Source organism: Enterobacter sp. BWH64 (assembly GCF_001037645.1).
GTDB classification, from domain to species: domain Bacteria; phylum Pseudomonadota; class Gammaproteobacteria; order Enterobacterales; family Enterobacteriaceae; genus Enterobacter; species Enterobacter hormaechei_C.
In genome coordinates this window covers 2,603,717-2,618,939 of the sequence record NZ_KQ089922.1, presented here as the reverse complement: position 1 = coordinate 2,618,939, position 15,223 = coordinate 2,603,717, and the positions used below count along the sequence as shown (strand labels likewise).

At 55.8% G+C, this 15,223-nt stretch carries 14 protein-coding genes; 8 read left to right on the top strand and 6 right to left on the bottom strand.

Annotated elements, in window-relative coordinates; genetic code table 11:
- Positions 1-15: 15 nt before the first annotated feature.
- Complete coding sequence (locus SK50_RS12605) at positions 16-435, bottom strand: translesion error-prone DNA polymerase V autoproteolytic subunit (RefSeq protein ID WP_003857514.1); 420 nt, start codon at positions 433-435, stop codon at positions 16-18.
- Between the two features lie 325 nt (positions 436-760).
- On the opposite strand from SK50_RS12605, the gene SK50_RS12600 reads away from it, so the two are divergent.
- Positions 761-961 carry a hypothetical protein gene (locus SK50_RS12600; RefSeq protein WP_003857516.1) on the top strand — a complete coding sequence of 67 codons (201 nt, stop codon included), beginning with the start codon at positions 761-763 and terminating at the stop codon, positions 959-961.
- Between the two features lie 46 nt (positions 962-1,007).
- On the opposite strand, the gene SK50_RS12595 is transcribed toward SK50_RS12600, so the two are convergent.
- Complete coding sequence (locus SK50_RS12595) at positions 1,008-1,874, bottom strand: aldo/keto reductase family oxidoreductase (RefSeq protein ID WP_045142525.1); 867 nt, start codon at positions 1,872-1,874, stop codon at positions 1,008-1,010.
- A 145-nt stretch (positions 1,875-2,019) separates the two neighbouring features.
- On the opposite strand from SK50_RS12595, the gene SK50_RS12590 reads away from it, so the two are divergent.
- A complete protein-coding gene (locus SK50_RS12590; RefSeq protein WP_017384568.1) occupies positions 2,020-3,681 on the top strand; it encodes a methyl-accepting chemotaxis citrate transducer in 1,662 nt (553 codons plus the stop codon).
- Between the two features lie 32 nt (positions 3,682-3,713).
- Here SK50_RS12590 and smrA read toward each other — a convergent pair whose 3' ends face one another.
- Both smrA and SK50_RS12580 read right to left on the bottom strand, forming a co-directional pair.
- Positions 3,714-4,277, bottom strand: a complete 564-nt coding sequence (smrA, locus tag SK50_RS12585; RefSeq protein WP_015570640.1) for a DNA endonuclease SmrA — start codon at positions 4,275-4,277, stop codon at positions 3,714-3,716.
- 350 nt (positions 4,278-4,627) lie between these two features.
- Positions 4,628-5,533: a LysR family transcriptional regulator gene (locus SK50_RS12580; protein ID WP_003857524.1), complete on the bottom strand. Its 906-nt coding sequence runs from the start codon at positions 5,531-5,533 to the stop codon at positions 4,628-4,630.
- 175 nt (positions 5,534-5,708) lie between these two features.
- On the opposite strand from SK50_RS12580, the gene SK50_RS12575 reads away from it, so the two are divergent.
- From SK50_RS12575 to uspE, 6 genes are all read left to right on the top strand, one after another.
- Positions 5,709-7,019 carry a M20 family metallo-hydrolase gene (locus SK50_RS12575; protein WP_039270881.1) on the top strand — a complete coding sequence of 437 codons (1,311 nt, stop codon included), beginning with the start codon at positions 5,709-5,711 and terminating at the stop codon, positions 7,017-7,019.
- Entirely contained in the window at positions 7,019-8,464 is a 1,446-nt protein-coding gene (locus SK50_RS12570; protein WP_045344723.1) for a M20 family metallopeptidase, read from the top strand. Before SK50_RS12575 ends, SK50_RS12570 begins: the two co-directional genes overlap by 1 nt.
- Positions 8,465-8,500: 36 nt before the next feature.
- The gene (gene abgT, locus SK50_RS12565) at positions 8,501-10,027 is read left to right on the top strand and encodes a p-aminobenzoyl-glutamate transporter (RefSeq protein ID WP_032104209.1); all 1,527 of its coding nucleotides are present in this window, start codon (positions 8,501-8,503) and stop codon (positions 10,025-10,027) included.
- Between the two features lie 9 nt (positions 10,028-10,036).
- Positions 10,037-10,552 (top strand): methylated-DNA--[protein]-cysteine S-methyltransferase, encoded by a 516-nt coding sequence (ogt, locus tag SK50_RS12560; protein ID WP_015570643.1) that lies wholly within the window; start codon positions 10,037-10,039, stop codon positions 10,550-10,552.
- 183 nt (positions 10,553-10,735) lie between these two features.
- Positions 10,736-11,488 (top strand): fumarate/nitrate reduction transcriptional regulator Fnr, encoded by a 753-nt coding sequence (gene fnr / locus SK50_RS12555; protein ID WP_000611906.1) that lies wholly within the window; start codon positions 10,736-10,738, stop codon positions 11,486-11,488.
- A 137-nt stretch (positions 11,489-11,625) separates the two neighbouring features.
- Positions 11,626-12,576 (top strand): universal stress protein UspE, encoded by a 951-nt coding sequence (gene uspE, locus SK50_RS12550; RefSeq protein ID WP_006808916.1) that lies wholly within the window; start codon positions 11,626-11,628, stop codon positions 12,574-12,576.
- A 40-nt stretch (positions 12,577-12,616) separates the two neighbouring features.
- Here uspE and SK50_RS12545 read toward each other — a convergent pair whose 3' ends face one another.
- Together SK50_RS12545 and pntB are read right to left on the bottom strand one after the other, a co-directional pair.
- Complete coding sequence (locus tag SK50_RS12545; protein ID WP_017694101.1) at positions 12,617-13,726, bottom strand: mechanosensitive ion channel family protein; 1,110 nt, start codon at positions 13,724-13,726, stop codon at positions 12,617-12,619.
- Between the two features lie 107 nt (positions 13,727-13,833).
- Positions 13,834-15,222 (bottom strand): Re/Si-specific NAD(P)(+) transhydrogenase subunit beta, encoded by a 1,389-nt coding sequence (pntB, locus tag SK50_RS12540; protein WP_003857541.1) that lies wholly within the window; start codon positions 15,220-15,222, stop codon positions 13,834-13,836.
- Position 15,223: the final 1 nt, after the last annotated feature.

Sequence of the window (15,223 nt, the reverse complement as noted above, 5' to 3'; positions counted from 1 at the left end):
GCTTCACAAACACGATCAGCTCGCGGATTTCACGATATACGTCACTACACCAAAGATATCGAGCGTATCGTCGCTGCCGACAATAATCGGTGAATAGGCGCTGTTCATGGGGTTGAGTTGAATATTGGGACGCAACTGGAGGCGCTTCACGGTAAATTCGCCCTCTACCGCCGCAATCACGATATCGCCATGCTCAGGCTTGCGGGAACTGTCCACCACCAGCAAATCACCGTTATTAATCCCCCCTTCTATCATCGAGTCACCGGCGGCTTTGACAAAGTAAGTGGAGCTGGGATGGGCGACTAATAACTCGTTTAAATCGATACGCCGCTCTACATAATCCGCTGCCGGGCTGGGGAAGCCGCACTGTACTAAGTCGCTGAAAAGTGGAATAGCAACGATTTCACGCAACTCTGCGGGTCTGAAAAAGATCATGATAAATACCTCCATACTGTTTTTATATACAGTAGTTTTAACTGAGGTATCGATCAAGCCATGTCAGCGTAAGCGGCTGGCTACGCCTTAACCGCTTCGCTTATAACCCCCTATAGCAATGAAGATTATTTGCTTTGTAAATTTTTACGTATGAGCAAGCTTAACGCGTCATAAAACATCACTATCAAATCACTTACTAATGACTTCTAAATACACAAAACACAACTTAGCCTCACTGCACAATCACTATCCATTGACTTTCTATTTAGACTGGCGCATATTTTACAGCACAAATTAACAAGACAATTTTTGGAGGACGTTTTCTATGCCCGCCCGTGATTATCCCGATAAGCGTGTTGCTCGCGGTGTCGCAAAGGAGGCCGAACTCAGGATGTTAAGCGCGCGCATCGATCCTGCGCTGATGGAGTACATCCGCATTACTGCGTATGAAACACGGAAAAGTAAGCAGGAAATCGTGGCGGAAGCATTAGCGCTTCACCGCCAAAGAAGTCAGATTGGATCATAAACAGCAAAAGCCCGAAAAATCCTCCGGGCTTTTGCTGCCATCGGGATTACCCCACCAGCGAATTTAACGTCTCCAGCGCCTCAGGCGGCAATACCAGATCGGCTGCCGCCAGGTTTTCACGCAGATGCGCCACCGACGAGGTTCCCGGGATCAAGAGGATATTTGGCGAGCGTTGCAGCAGCCATGCCAGCGCCACCTGCATCGGCGTCGCGCCCAGTGAATCCGCCACCGCCTGTAGTCCGGAAGATTGCAGTGGCGTGAAACCACCCAGCGGGAAGAACGGCACCCAGGCAATCCCCTGCTGCGCCAGTGAATCGACCAGCGCATCGTCACCGCGATTCACAACGTTGTACATGTTCTGTACGCACACCACGGAAACCATCTTCTGCGCTTCAGCAACCTGCGAAGCGGTGACGTTGCTCAGCCCAATATGGCGAACCAGCCCCTGCTGTTGCAGCTCCGCAAGGGTACTCAGCGGCGCGGCAATCGAGCCTTCCGCCGGTCCATGGGCGCTAAACATGATCCGCAGGTTAACCACGTCCAGCACATCCCGCTTCAGGTTACGCAGATTGTCATGCACCGCCTGCGTCAGCTCCTGCGCGGAAAACGCCGGCAGCCAGGAGGCATCCTCGCCGCGTCGGGCGCCGATCTTGGTCACAATCGTAAGGTCGTCCCGGTACGGATGAAGCGCCTCGCAGATAAGCTGGTTGGTCACATGAGGTCCGTAAAAATCGCTGGTATCAATGTGATTCACACCCGACGCCACCGCTTCACGCAGCACCGCCAGCGCCGCATTTTTGTCTTTTGGCGGACCAAAAACGCCAGGCCCGGCAAGCTGCATCGCGCCATAGCCAAATCGTTTAACCGTACGCGTTCCGAGCGTGAACGTTCCGCTTTTATCTATGCTGCTCATGCTGACCTTCCTCATAAAAAATGATCCGGATTTACAACAGGTTCCGCAACGAAACCATTAGTTAAGCAATAGTAAAATTAAAGTTTAAATTCGCTACGACGATAGTATTGATGTAACCCTGCCTCTTCTCTTACGGATGACCGCCATGCTGAAAAATCTGCACGTGATTACCGGTATTATCTTTGCCCTCACCATATTCTGTCTGCTGCAAGTTGTCACGGGAGGGTTGTTCTACTCTGCCGTTAACAACGATCGTCACAACTTTCAGAACTCCGGGTTACTCAATGCCCAACAGGAGAGCCTGAGCGACAGCGTTAACACGCTGGTGAAAACACGCGTTACCGTCACCCGCGTGGCGATCCGCTACCTGAAAAACCAGCGCGATCCGGCCTCTCTCGCAGCAATCAACACGCTGTTGGGCACCGCGAACGGTTCGCTGACCAAGGCCGAAGACTATTACAAAAACTGGCAGGCGATTTCGCAGGTGAAGGGCCAGAATGCCGCGCTCACCGAAGAGATGCAGAAAGCCTGGAAGCAAATGCACGAGGTGATGCGCTTGTCCATTGAGTATCTGCGCGCCGATAACTATCAGGCCTATGGCGACCTGGACGCCCAGCAGGCGCAGGATGAGATGGAGGCGGTCTATACCCGCTGGCGCGCTGAAAACAACGTGCTGCTGAAAGCCGCCGCCGAAGAGAATCAGAGCAGCTTTACCCAGATGCAGTGGACGCTGGCGGCGATCTTCCTGACTGTGATCGCCGTGCTGGTGGTGATCTGGCAGGGTTTACAGCACCTGCTCCTGAAACCGCTCAACGCCATCATGAACCATATTCGCACCATCGCGAGCGGCGATCTGACGCAAAATGTCGCGATTACCGGGCGCAACGAGATGGGCCAGCTGGCTGCTGGTCTGCACGAGATGCAGCAGTCGCTGGTGAGCACCGTCAGCGCCGTGCGCGGCAGCACCGATTCTATCTACACGGGCGCAGGAGAAATTGCCGCCGGGAGTAACGACCTTTCCGCGCGAACCGAGCAGCAGGCAGCCTCGCTGGAAGAGACCGCCGCCAGCATGGAAGAGCTGACTGCCACGGTGAAACAGAACTCGGATAACGCCCGTCAGGCGACGCTGCTGGCGAAGAATGCGTCTGAAACCGCCGCACGCGGCGGTCAGGTGGTGGATAACGTGGTGCGTACCATGAATGACATTGCCGACAGTTCTCAGCAAATTGCGCATATCACCGGCGTTATCGATAGCATTGCCTTCCAGACCAACATTCTGGCGCTCAACGCGGCGGTTGAAGCCGCCCGTGCCGGGGAACAAGGTCGCGGCTTTGCGGTCGTGGCAGGTGAAGTACGGACGCTGGCCAGCCGCAGCGCGCAGGCGGCAAAAGAGATCAAAGGGCTTATCGAGAACTCTGTCAGCCGGGTGAATACCGGCTCGGAACAGGTGAGCGAGGCGGGTGCGACCATGAAAGAGATCGTCGCGGCCGTGACGCGCGTAACCGATATTATGGCTGAGATTTCCTCGGCGTCTGACGAGCAGAGCCGCGGTATAGAGCAGGTCAGCCTGGCGGTCTCGCAGATGGACAGCGTCACGCAGCAAAACGCCGCACTGGTACAGGAGTCGGCAACGGCGGCGGCAGCGCTGGAAGATCAGTCTGAACAGCTGCGTCAGGCCGTGGCGGCATTCCGGCTGAACGCTCAGGCATCGCTGGCGGCTCGCCCTAAAAACGTGAAAACGCCCGTACTGCTGCGCCCGTCAGCGGCAGGCGCGAATACAGCTGACGCGAACTGGGAAACCTTCTGAGTGACAGGCGGGCATCTCGCCCGCCTTCCTGATTAGCGGCTGCGCTTGGCGTGGCGCTCCCAGTTATCTCGCTTCGCATCCTCTGACTTACGCAACGAGACATAGCATGCTCCGCTGCCGCCGTGATGCGGCTGCGCTTCGCAAAAGGCCTGTACTTCGTCGAACTCGGTCAGCCAGCGCGCAAGATAGCTGCGCACCACGTTAGGATGCGACTGCTGTTCACGCCCTTTACCATGCACGATGATCAGGTTGCGTAGCCCGTCACGTCCGGCCTGGCGAATAAAGGAATAGACCAGCTGGCGGCATTGCTCCGCAGGCTGGCGTAACAGCGTTAAGCTGGCCTGACGGGAATATTTGCCGGAACGCAGCTTATCAAATACCCCCTGCTGTACCCCTTCGCGCTGGTACATGAGCGGCTCGGCAAGGGGCAACAGTTCCAGAAACCCCAGCGTCAGAAAGTTATCGAGCTGCTCAGTATCTATTTCCTGACGCGCCCGCGTGTTGCGGCTCTGCTGCCAGTGAATATCCGCGCAGCGTTTGAGCGGCTGGACATCCTCCATGGCGTCAAGAAAAAGTGATTTGTCGTCAGGGTTCATGGAAATCCTCCGGCTACATCTGAGTGATGTACTATACCTGCGCCCGTTGCGGGTCTCAATCATCCAGGCACGGGTTCAAATAATGGCTTAAGGAACAGATAATCGCAGACGCAATAAATTTAATCTAACCTTAACTTAAATTTCAGCCGTAATTAATTAAATAATTTACGTTAAAAAATCGTGAAATCAATCACTCAACGTCCTTCTCTTTTAAGAAAAAGCTGTTATAACTTAATAAACCTGCCCAATGGATAATGCATGTAGGATCCGCGAAAGGACGCACGACTGTGTGTACTGTGGAGTCTGTCTGATGTCGGGCAGACTCTATTTTTTTATTGTTGTTATTTTGATTAAATTAATTTCCTGGCTTCCCTTCGAAACTGCGTGATTAATGATTCGGCAAGCGGTGTCTGGCGAGAATCACGACGCTGAATTAAATAATATGCTGCTTTAGGCAGGGTTTCGACAACCGGCAGCATTATCAGACGGTGCGCCAGAAGCGGATCGCAGCCCAGCTCCTGCGGTAAAATGCTGATGAAATCGCTTTGTGCGACGAGGCTAATACAGGAGGAAAAGGTCTCACAGACAACGCCAATTCGCGGTATTTGAGAGCGATGGTTAAAAGTATCCTGCAACTGCTTATAATAACTTCCCCGGGGCGTAGGCATCGTCCAGTTATATTGCAGAAGCTCATTAATTGAGGTCGCCCCTGTCGCCGGATGCCCTGCCCGACAAAATACAGCAAAAGGCTTTTCGAACAGCTTTTCAAACGTAAATTCGTGATCGTATGGCCCCTGATAATAGGTATTGATGGTAAAGTCCAGCTCACCCTGACGTAATTCATTAATCATCGACACCAGCTGGCCTTCCATAATCCGGACGTTGACCTGAGGATGCTGCGCATGAAAACGCGTAATGACGGCCGGCATCAGGCTGCGTGAAATGCTGGCTCCCATCCCAATATTGATCTGCCCGGCAAGCTCGCCCTGTCGCTGGCGGATGTCATCCTGCGCTGCACGCAGCTCTTCCAGAATCAAATTAGCGCGGTGATAAAACCCTTCCCCGCACTCGGTCAGCGCGACGCCTTTACTCCGGCGCACAAACAGCTGGGCCGCCATACCCTCCTCCAGCTCTTTAATGGATTTGGTCAGCGCGGGCTGCGAAAGATTAAGCGTCCGGCTGGCGCCGCGAATGCTGCCCTGTCGCGCCACCTCGACAAACGCCCTGATTTGATGAAATTTAATCTGAAATGACATAACGAGACCGATAACCGTTGTTTATCAGAGTAAAGAAACTGTCATCTACTTTAATGGAAACGGATGTGCGAGGGTAATTCCTGAACGGTTAAAACTGTGAAAAAACGATTAGTGATAAGTAAAAACTATCACAGCGTGAAGCAGTTCACATATTTTAATGATGACAGGAAAAGATATGAACGCACTGGCGCAGTACATTCAGACATTAGCTCCACAACTGAGCGCATGGCGTCGCGATTTCCACCATTTTGCGGAATCCGGCTGGGTAGAGTTTCGAACAGCTGCGAAAGTCGCGGAGATCCTCGACTCGCTGGGCTACGAACTGGCGATGGGGCGCGACGTGGTCGATGCCGAAAGCCGTATGGGACTGCCCGATGATGCCACCCTTTCGCGAGAGTTTGCCCGCGCCCGGGCGCAGGGTGCGCCGGAGAAATGGCTGGCGCCGTTTGAGGGCGGATTTACCGGCATTGTGGCGACCCTGAATACCGGCCGCCCCGGCCCGACGCTGGCGTTTCGGGTAGACATGGATGCACTTGATTTAAGCGAAGCGCTTGACGAAAGTCATCGCCCCTTCCGCGACGGTTTTGCCTCCTGCAACCCGGGCATGATGCACGCCTGTGGCCACGACGGGCATACCACCATTGGTCTGGGGCTCGCGCAGGTGCTTAAGCAGCATGAGGCGCAGCTCAACGGCATCATCAAACTGATCTTCCAGCCTGCCGAAGAGGGTACGCGCGGCGCGCGGGCTATGGTCGCCGCAGGCGCGCTGGACGGCGTGGACTACTTTACCGCCATTCATATCGGGACCGGCGTTCCGGAAGGGACGGTGATCTGCGGCAGCGATAACTTCATGGCGACCACCAAATTTGACGTGCGCTTTACCGGGGTCGCCGCACACGCTGGCGGTAAACCAGAAGAGGGCCGTAACGCCCTACTCGCGGCTGCCCAGGCCGCCATCGCGCTGCATGGCATCGCACCACACAGCGAAGGCGCGTCCCGGGTTAACGTCGGGGTCATGCAGGCGGGCAGCGGACGCAACGTGGTTCCGGCTGATGCGTTGCTTAAGGTTGAAACCCGCGGCGAAAGCGAGGCTATTAATCAGTATGTCTTTGAGCGCGCACAGGCGGTAATTACCGGCGCGGCGGCGCTCTACGGCGTAACAGCCGGGGTAAACCTGATGGGGGCGGCGACCTCCAGCGCCCCTTCTCCGGCCTGGGTCGATTATCTGCGCGAACAGGCAAGCCAGGTGCCCGGCGTGACTCATGCCATTAATAAGGTCAAAGCGCCTGCGGGCTCCGAAGATGCCACGCTAATGATGGCCCGCGTACAGCAGAACGGCGGCATGGCCTCGTATATGGTCTTCGGCACCGAGCTGAGCGCCGGACATCACAACGAAAAATTCGATTTTGATGAGCAGGTGATGAACGTTGCCATCGAAACGCTGGCGCGAACTGCGCTTAATTTCCCGTGGACGCGAGGTGTGTAATGCAGGAGAACTACGCTTTTATCGCCGATGCCATCGACACGCGATGTCAGACGTTTACCGATATTGCCGACGACATCTGGGATCATCCCGAAACGCGCTTCGAAGAGTTCTGGTCCGCCGAACGGCTCGCCAGTGCGCTGGAAGCCGAGGGCTTTGCCCTGACGCGGGAAGCCGGAGGCATTCCCAATGCCTTTATTGCCAGCTACGGCAGCGGCAAGCCCGTTATCGCCCTTCTGGGCGAATACGATGCCCTGGCCGGGCTAAGCCAGCAGGCGCACTGCGCGACGGCGCAATCCGCCACCCCGGGGGCGAACGGCCACGGCTGCGGGCATAACCTGTTAGGCACTGCTGCCTTCGCCGGGGCGGTGGCGGTGAAAAGCTGGCTGGAACAACACGGCGGCAGCGGAACGGTACGATTTTACGGCTGCCCCGGCGAGGAAGGCGGCTCCGGTAAAACCTTTATGGTACGTGAAGGGCTGTTTGACGACGTGGACGCTGCCGTGACATGGCACCCGGAGGCCTTTGCCGGGATGTTTAACGTCAGCACGCTGGCCAATATTCAGGCCGCCTGGCGGTTTAAGGGGATCGCCGCTCATGCCGCAAACTCCCCACATCTGGGGCGCAGCGCGCTGGATGCCGTGACGCTGATGACCACCGGTACAAACTTCCTCAACGAACACATCATTGAAAAAGCGCGCGTTCATTACGCCATCACCGATACCGGCGGGATTTCGCCCAACGTGGTACAGGCCCAGGCCGAGGTGCTGTACCTGATCCGCGCCCCGGAGATGGCCGATGCGCAGCAGATCTACGCGCGCATCGAGAAAATCGCCCAGGGTGCGGCGATGATGACCGAAACCACCGTCGAGTGCCGCTTTGATAAAGCCTGCTCCAGCTATCTGCCGAACCGTACGCTCGAAGCGGCGATGTACCGCGCATTGCAGCATTATGGCACGCCGGCCTGGACGGAAGAGGAACGCGAATTTGCCCGTGAAATCCGCGCCACGCTCACGGCAAACGACCTGCAAAACAGCCTGAAAAACATTGCCGCAACGGGGGCCGAAGAGGGAAAAGCGTTTGCCCGACGCCATCAGGAGACGCTGCTGGTGGATGAAGTTGCCCCTTACGCCATCACCGATAACGTGCTGGCAGGCTCCTCCGATGTGGGGGATGTCAGCTGGAAGATGCCTGTTGCACAGTGCTTTAGCCCCTGTTTTACCGTCGGCACCCCACTGCATACCTGGCAATTAGTGGCGCAGGGGCGTACCTCAATTGCCCATAAAGGCATGTTGCTGGCCGGAAAAGTGATGGGCGCGACCGCGCTGCATCTGCTTCAGGATGCCGACCTGTTGCGAAAATGCCGGGAAGAGTTCGAACAACACATAACAGAAAAACCGTACGAGTGTCCGATCCCGCAGGGCGTGACACCGTCACCTTTAAAATAAAAAAACACAACACAACAACAGTCCCGAGGAACGCCCATGAGTATGTCTTCCATACCTTCGCATTCCCCATCCGGTAAGCTCTATGGCTGGGTTGAAAGGATCGGCAATAAAGTGCCGCACCCTTTCCTGCTTTTTATCTATTTAATTGTCATCCTGATGGTCGCGACGGCCGTGCTGTCCGCCTTTGAGGTGAGCGTGCGCAGCCCGGCCGACGGCAGCATGGTGGCAGTGAAAAACCTGCTCAGCGTTGAAGGGTTGCACTGGTTTTTGCCGAACGTGATTAAAAACTTCAGCGGTTTTGCGCCGCTGGGCGCCATCCTGGCGCTGGTGTTAGGCGCGGGACTGGCCGAACGCGTGGGTCTGCTGCCTGCGCTGATGGTGAAAATGGCCTCGCACGTCAGCGCGCGTTATGCCAGCTATATGGTGCTGTTTATTGCCTTCTTCAGCCATATCTCGTCCGACGCGGCGCTGGTGATCATGCCGCCGATGGGGGCGCTGATTTTCCTCGCCGTTGGCCGTCATCCTGTTGCGGGTCTGCTGTCGGCGATTGCGGGCGTCGGCTGTGGGTTTACCGCTAACCTGCTTATCGTGACCACCGATGTGCTGCTCTCCGGCATCAGTACGGAGGCAGCCAGCACCATCGATGCGACTATGCACGTCAGCGTGATCGACAACTGGTACTTTATGGCCAGTTCGGTGATTGTCCTGACGATTGTCGGGGGGCTGATTACCGATAAGATCATTGAGCCGCGCCTGGGTAAATGGGAAGGCCGGAGCGATGAAAAGCTGGAGACGCTGAGCAAAGAGCAGCAGTTCGGCCTGCGCGTAGCCGGGATCGTCTCGCTGGCGTTCATTGCGGTGGTGGCGCTGATGGTGGTGCCGGAAAATGGCGTGCTGCGCGATCCGATCAAACACACCGTACTGCCCTCGCCGTTTATTCAGGGCATTGTGCCGCTGATAATTCTCTTCTTCTTCGTCGTTTCGCTCGCGTTCGGCATCGCCACCGGCAAAATCCGCCGTCAGGGAGATCTGCCGCACCTGATGATTGAGCCGATGAAGGAGATGGCGGGTTTTATCGTGATGGTGTTCCCGCTGGCGCAGTTTGTCGCCATGTTTAACTGGAGCAATATGGGCAAGTTTATGGCCGTGAGCCTGACGGACGCGCTGGAGGCGGCGGGGTTGAGCGGTGTTCCGGCGTTTGTCGGCCTGGCGCTGCTGTCGTCCCTGCTGTGCATGTTTATTGCCAGCGGGTCGGCCATCTGGTCGATTCTGGCGCCCATCTTTGTCCCCATGTTTATGATGCTCGGCTTCCATCCTGCGTTCGCCCAGATCCTGTTCCGTGTCGCCGATTCCTCGGTGATCCCGCTGGCGCCCGTGTCACCCTTCGTTCCGCTGTTTTTAGGCTTCCTGCAACGCTACAGACCGGAGGCTAAGCTGGGTACCTACTATTCGCTGGTTCTGCCCTATCCGCTTATCTTCTTAGGGGTATGGCTGGTGATGCTGGTGGCGTGGTATCTTGTCGGCCTGCCGATTGGACCGGGTGTTTACCCGAGGCTGAACTAAGGAGTACTGATGCTGAGATTACTCGAAGATAAGATTGCGACGCCGCTGGGGCCGCTGTGGGTTATCGCGGATGAAGCGTTCAATCTGCGCGCGGTTGAATGGGAAGAGCACAGCGACCGGATGGTTGAGCTGCTCAACATCCATTATCGCGCCGAGGGTTACGAGCGTATTACTGCCCGTAATCCTGGCGGGCTGAGCGATAAACTGACGGCATACTTCGAGGGCGATCTCAGCATTATTAATACCCTGCCAACCGCCACGGCGGGCACCCCTTTCCAGCGCGAGGTGTGGCAGGCGCTGCGTAATATTCCCTGCGGGCAGGTGATGCACTACGGTCAGCTGGCAGAACAGCTTGGCCGTGCCGGCGCGGCGCGCGCGGTCGGTGCGGCAAATGGCTCTAACCCCGTCAGCATTGTGGTGCCTTGCCATCGCGTGATCGGGCGCAACGGCACCCTCACCGGCTATGCCGGGGGCGTACAGCGCAAAGAGTGGCTGCTGCGTCACGAAGGGTATTTTCTGCTGTAATTCCCAGGCTTTTTGTGCTTAATTTTCTTCCTGCTAGGTTCATAATCCTTAATCATTCTGTGGAATTTCAAGGAGATGGCAACACGCTGCCGTCTCTTGTCTTTATTGGGGGTTTGCCAGACTTACGTCCTTACCAAAAAGATGTTAAAATTGACCAATATCAATTAAGGCTTGAGCAAACCTATGATCCCGGAAAAGCGAATTATACGACGCATTCAGTCTGGCGGTTGTGCTATCCATTGCCAGGATTGCAGCATCAGCCAGCTCTGTATCCCGTTTACTCTGAATGAGCACGAACTCGATCAGCTTGACAATATCATCGAGCGCAAAAAGCCTATTCAGAAAGGGCAGACGCTGTTTAAGGCGGGAGACGAACTGAAATCGCTCTATGCTATCCGTTCTGGCACTATCAAAAGCTACACCATTACCGAACAGGGCGACGAGCAGATCACCGGCTTCCATCTGGCAGGCGATTTAGTCGGCTTTGACGCCATCGGCAGTGGCCATCACCCGAGCTTTGCTCAGGCGCTGGAAACCTCTATGGTCTGCGAAATTCCGTTTGAGACGCTGGACGATCTGTCCGGTAAGATGCCGAACCTGCGTCAGCAGATGATGCGTCTGATGAGCGGTGAGATTAAAGGCGATCAGGATATGATCCTGCTGCTTTCCAAAAAGAATGCCGAAGAGCGTCTGGCCGCCTTTATCTATAACCTCTCCCGCCGTTTCGCGGAGCGTGGCTTCTCCCCGCGTGAATTCCGTCTGACCATGACGCGCGGCGATATTGGCAACTATCTGGGCCTGACCGTGGAAACCATCAGCCGTCTGCTGGGTCGCTTCCAGAAGAGCGGAATGCTGGCGGTTAAAGGTAAGTACATCACCATCGAAAACGGTGAAGCGCTGGCCATTCTGGCGGGTCACTCACGTAACGTGGCATAACTCTCCCGGATATCTTATGCCAGGTCGATAAATTTTCATGATTATTGATCTGGCAAAAACTTCCCCCCTGTTTCATTCAAGATATATAGGTTACTCTTTTACTTACAGACTGTGGTGACAGTAGTAAGGAGACCTGTATGGCAAAGTATCAAAACATGCTGGTGGCTATCGATCCTAATCAGGACGATCAGCCGGCATTACGACGTGCTGTGTATTTACATCAACGGATTGGTGGCAAAATTAAAGCCTTTTTGCCGATTTATGACTTCTCATACGAGATGACCACCCTTCTGTCGCCTGACGAGCGCACCGCTATGCGTCAGGGAGTGATCAGCCAGCGTACCGCGTGGATCCGCGAGCAGGCGAAATATTACCTGGAAGCGGGCGTACCGATTGATATCAAAGTGGTCTGGCACAACCGACCTTTCGAAGCCATTATTCAGGAAGTGGTGGCCGGAGGGCATGACCTGCTGCTGAAAATGGCGCACCAGCATGACAAACTGGAATCCGTGATTTTCACTCCAACCGACTGGCACCTGCTGCGCAAATGCCCTTGCCCGGTATGGATGGTGAAAGATCAGCCATGGCCTGAGGGCGGGAAAGCCGTCGTGGCGGTGAATCTGGCCAGCGAAGAGGATTATCACAATTCGCTGAACGAGAAGCTGGTGAAGGAAACCATCCAGCTTGCCGACCAGGTTAACCACACCGAAGTCCATCTGGTGGGTGCCTATCCGGTTACGCCAATCAATATCGCCATCGAGTTGCCTGAATTTGACCCGAGCGTGTATAACGACGCGATTCGCGGTCAGCATCTGCTGGCCATGAAAGCGCTGCGCCAGAAATTCAGTATCGATGAGAATATGACGCACGTAGAAAAAGGGTTACCGGAAGAGGTTATTCCGGATCTGGCGGAGCATTTGCAGGCCGGGATTGTGGTGCTGGGCACCATTGGCCGGACCGGTATCTCTGCCGCGTTCCTGGGAAATACCGCCGAGCAGGTGATTGACCACCTGCGCTGCGACCTTCTGGTCATCAAACCGGATCAGTATCAAACGCCGGTTGAACTGGACGATGAGGAAGACGATTGACCCCAAAATGAAAGCCCGCCGGTAACGGCGGGCTTTTTTATTACGCTTCGCTCAACCGCTGCGTCGGTGCCTCGTCGCCGGCATTCATCCAGGGCGCGTGCAGAACCATGCTCGGCAGCGCCAGCTTGATCTCCTGCTGGTTCAGCCCCTCCAGAATACGGATATTGATCTCCTGCTGAATATCCATGTACTTGTTGTAGTCCGCCGTATTAACGATATGGACCACCTCGAAGGTCAGGCGATCGCGATCGAAGCCCAGGAAATGGGCGCGGTCAAACTTCGTTTCCCCGACGTCGGTAATGATCTGTTTGACCATATCACCCACTGAACGCAGTTTGTCCGGCGCCGTGTCGCTGGCAACCCCGAAGGTAAAGACGATCCGGCGCGTTTGCATCCGTTTGTAGTTATGCAGCGTCTGTTGCAGCAGAATGGCGTTCCCGCAGACAATCTGCTCCCCGCTCAGGCTGCGGATACGGGTGGTTTTGAGGCCAATGTGCTCTACTGTCCCGGCGACATCGTTAAACACCACAAAATCGCCAATTTCGAACGGCTTATCAAAACCGATGGAAAGCGATGCAAACACGTCGCTCAGGATCGTTTGCACCGCGAGGGCGATTGCAATACCCCCTACCCCAAGGCTGGCAACCAGAGCAGTGATGTTGACGCCCGCGTTAGCAAGAATAGACAGCAGCATCACTGACCAGACTATGGCACGGAGGATAAGCCCCGTGATCACCAGCGTCACCGGGTTTTTATGGCTTCCCGGCGCCAGCATGACGTGACGAAGCCACGACACCACCCCCTGATCCATCCACAGCGCCACCTGGATAGCGAAGACCAGGAACCAGGCGTGGCTCACGGTACCAAAGAGATGATCCGGTAAGTCGACGAAACGCAGGCTGAATAACAGCGCCACGACAAAAAGCAGGAAGCGGCTGGTGCGGTTAAGCATATCCGTCAGGATAAAACGCATCCGGTTGGTGGTGGGGTGCTTGTCGCCCCAGGTAGTGATCCCTTTCTTAACGAAGGCGATCAGGCGCGTCAGCAGCCAGTACACCAGCAGAGTCACAAAAACCACCGTGGCGACGCCGATCCAGAAAGATGGCGTCATCATCAGCTCGATGATGTCGAAGCGGGACAAAAATCGCATTACACCTCCTCGTATTACACAAAGGGTAAAGTATAGACAGAGGAGAAAAGCTGGCCGCAGAAATAAGAAAACCGCCCCGGGGGGCGGTTTGTCAGGATGAAGCGCAATTACAGCGCTTTCAGGATCGCATCCACGCTGGCCTTGGCGTCGCCAAACAGCATGTGGGTGTTATCTTTAAAGAACAGCGGGTTCTGCACGCCAGCATAGCCGGTGTTCATAGAGCGTTTGAAGACAATGACGTTCTGCGCCTTCCACACTTCGAGAACAGGCATACCCGCAATCGGACTACGAGGGTCGTCCTGCGCCGCCGGGTTAACGGTGTCGTTGGCGCCAATCACCAACACGGTGTCGGTGTCGGCGAAATCATCGTTGATCTCGTCCATTTCCAGCACGATGTCGTAAGGCACCTTCGCTTCCGCCAGCAGCACGTTCATGTGGCCTGGCAGACGCCCCGCCACCGGGTGAATACCAAAGCGAACCTTGATGCCGCGCGCGCGGAGTTTCTCGGTGATTTCCGCCACCGGATACTGCGCCTGCGCCACCGCCATGCCATAGCCTGGGGTGATGATGACGGAATGCGAGTTTTTCAGCATCTCTGCGGTGTCTTCCGCGCTGATTTCACGGTGTTCACCCACTTCCTCATCAGAACCGGTTGATGAGCCGTCAGAACCGAAGCCACCCGCGATGACGCTGATAAACGAACGGTTCATCGCCTTACACATGATGTAAGACAGGATCGCACCGGAAGAACCGACCAGCGCACCGGTGACAATCAGCAGGTCGTTGCTCAGCATAAAGCCTGCCGCCGCCGCCGCCCAACCGGAGTAGGAGTTCAGCATGGAAACCACCACCGGCATATCTGCTCCGCCGATAGACGCCACCAGATGCCAGCCGAAGGCCAGCGCGATGATGGTCATCACCAGTAACGCCAGCACCTGCAAGCCTACGCTTTCGGTACGCACGAAGACCACCAGCAGCACAAAGGAAACGACCAGCGCCGCCAGGTTCAGCTTGTGGCGGTTAGGCAGCATCAGCGGCTTAGACGAGATCTTCCCGCGCAGCTTGCCGAAAGCCACAATCGACCCGGTGAAGGTCACCGCACCGATGAAGATGCCGAGGAACACTTCGGTCAGGTGGATGTTCACCAGAATCGGCTCCAGGCCCGGTTCGTGATACAGGTAGCTGTTGAAGCCCACCAGCACCGCCGCCAGACCCACGAAGCTGTGCAGAATGGCAACCAGCTCCGGCATCTCGGTCATTTCAACGCGTTTCGCCAGACGAATACCAATCGCGCCGCCGATGATCATCGCCACCAGGATCCACGCCACGTTGCCGGTGTCCGGCCCAAAGATAGTGGCAATCAGTGCAATCGCCATCCCGGCGATACCAAAGTTATTTCCCTGCTGAGACGTTTCGTGTTTGGAAAGCCCCGCCAGACTGAAAATAAACAGGATTGCAGCAACAATGTATGCGGCTGTAACTAATCCTCCAGACATA

What these genes read in the sequence shown, in the direction of transcription:
- SK50_RS12605 (WP_003857514.1), bottom strand. Translation starts at nt 435, where the DNA reads ATGATCTTTTTCAGACCCGCAGAGTTGCGTGAAATCGTTGCTATTCCA.
- SK50_RS12600 (WP_003857516.1), top strand. Translation starts at nt 761, where the DNA reads ATGCCCGCCCGTGATTATCCCGATAAGCGTGTTGCTCGCGGTGTCGCA.
- SK50_RS12595 (WP_045142525.1), bottom strand. Translation starts at nt 1,874, where the DNA reads ATGAGCAGCATAGATAAAAGCGGAACGTTCACGCTCGGAACGCGTACG.
- SK50_RS12590 (WP_017384568.1), top strand. Translation starts at nt 2,020, where the DNA reads ATGCTGAAAAATCTGCACGTGATTACCGGTATTATCTTTGCCCTCACC.
- smrA (WP_015570640.1), bottom strand. Translation starts at nt 4,277, where the DNA reads ATGAACCCTGACGACAAATCACTTTTTCTTGACGCCATGGAGGATGTC.
- SK50_RS12580 (WP_003857524.1), bottom strand. Translation starts at nt 5,533, where the DNA reads ATGTCATTTCAGATTAAATTTCATCAAATCAGGGCGTTTGTCGAGGTG.
- SK50_RS12575 (WP_039270881.1), top strand. Translation starts at nt 5,709, where the DNA reads ATGAACGCACTGGCGCAGTACATTCAGACATTAGCTCCACAACTGAGC.
- SK50_RS12570 (WP_045344723.1), top strand. Translation starts at nt 7,019, where the DNA reads ATGCAGGAGAACTACGCTTTTATCGCCGATGCCATCGACACGCGATGT.
- abgT (WP_032104209.1), top strand. Translation starts at nt 8,501, where the DNA reads ATGAGTATGTCTTCCATACCTTCGCATTCCCCATCCGGTAAGCTCTAT.
- ogt (WP_015570643.1), top strand. Translation starts at nt 10,037, where the DNA reads ATGCTGAGATTACTCGAAGATAAGATTGCGACGCCGCTGGGGCCGCTG.
- fnr (WP_000611906.1), top strand. Translation starts at nt 10,736, where the DNA reads ATGATCCCGGAAAAGCGAATTATACGACGCATTCAGTCTGGCGGTTGT.
- uspE (WP_006808916.1), top strand. Translation starts at nt 11,626, where the DNA reads ATGGCAAAGTATCAAAACATGCTGGTGGCTATCGATCCTAATCAGGAC.
- SK50_RS12545 (WP_017694101.1), bottom strand. Translation starts at nt 13,726, where the DNA reads ATGCGATTTTTGTCCCGCTTCGACATCATCGAGCTGATGATGACGCCA.
- pntB (WP_003857541.1), bottom strand. Translation starts at nt 15,222, where the DNA reads ATGTCTGGAGGATTAGTTACAGCCGCATACATTGTTGCTGCAATCCTG.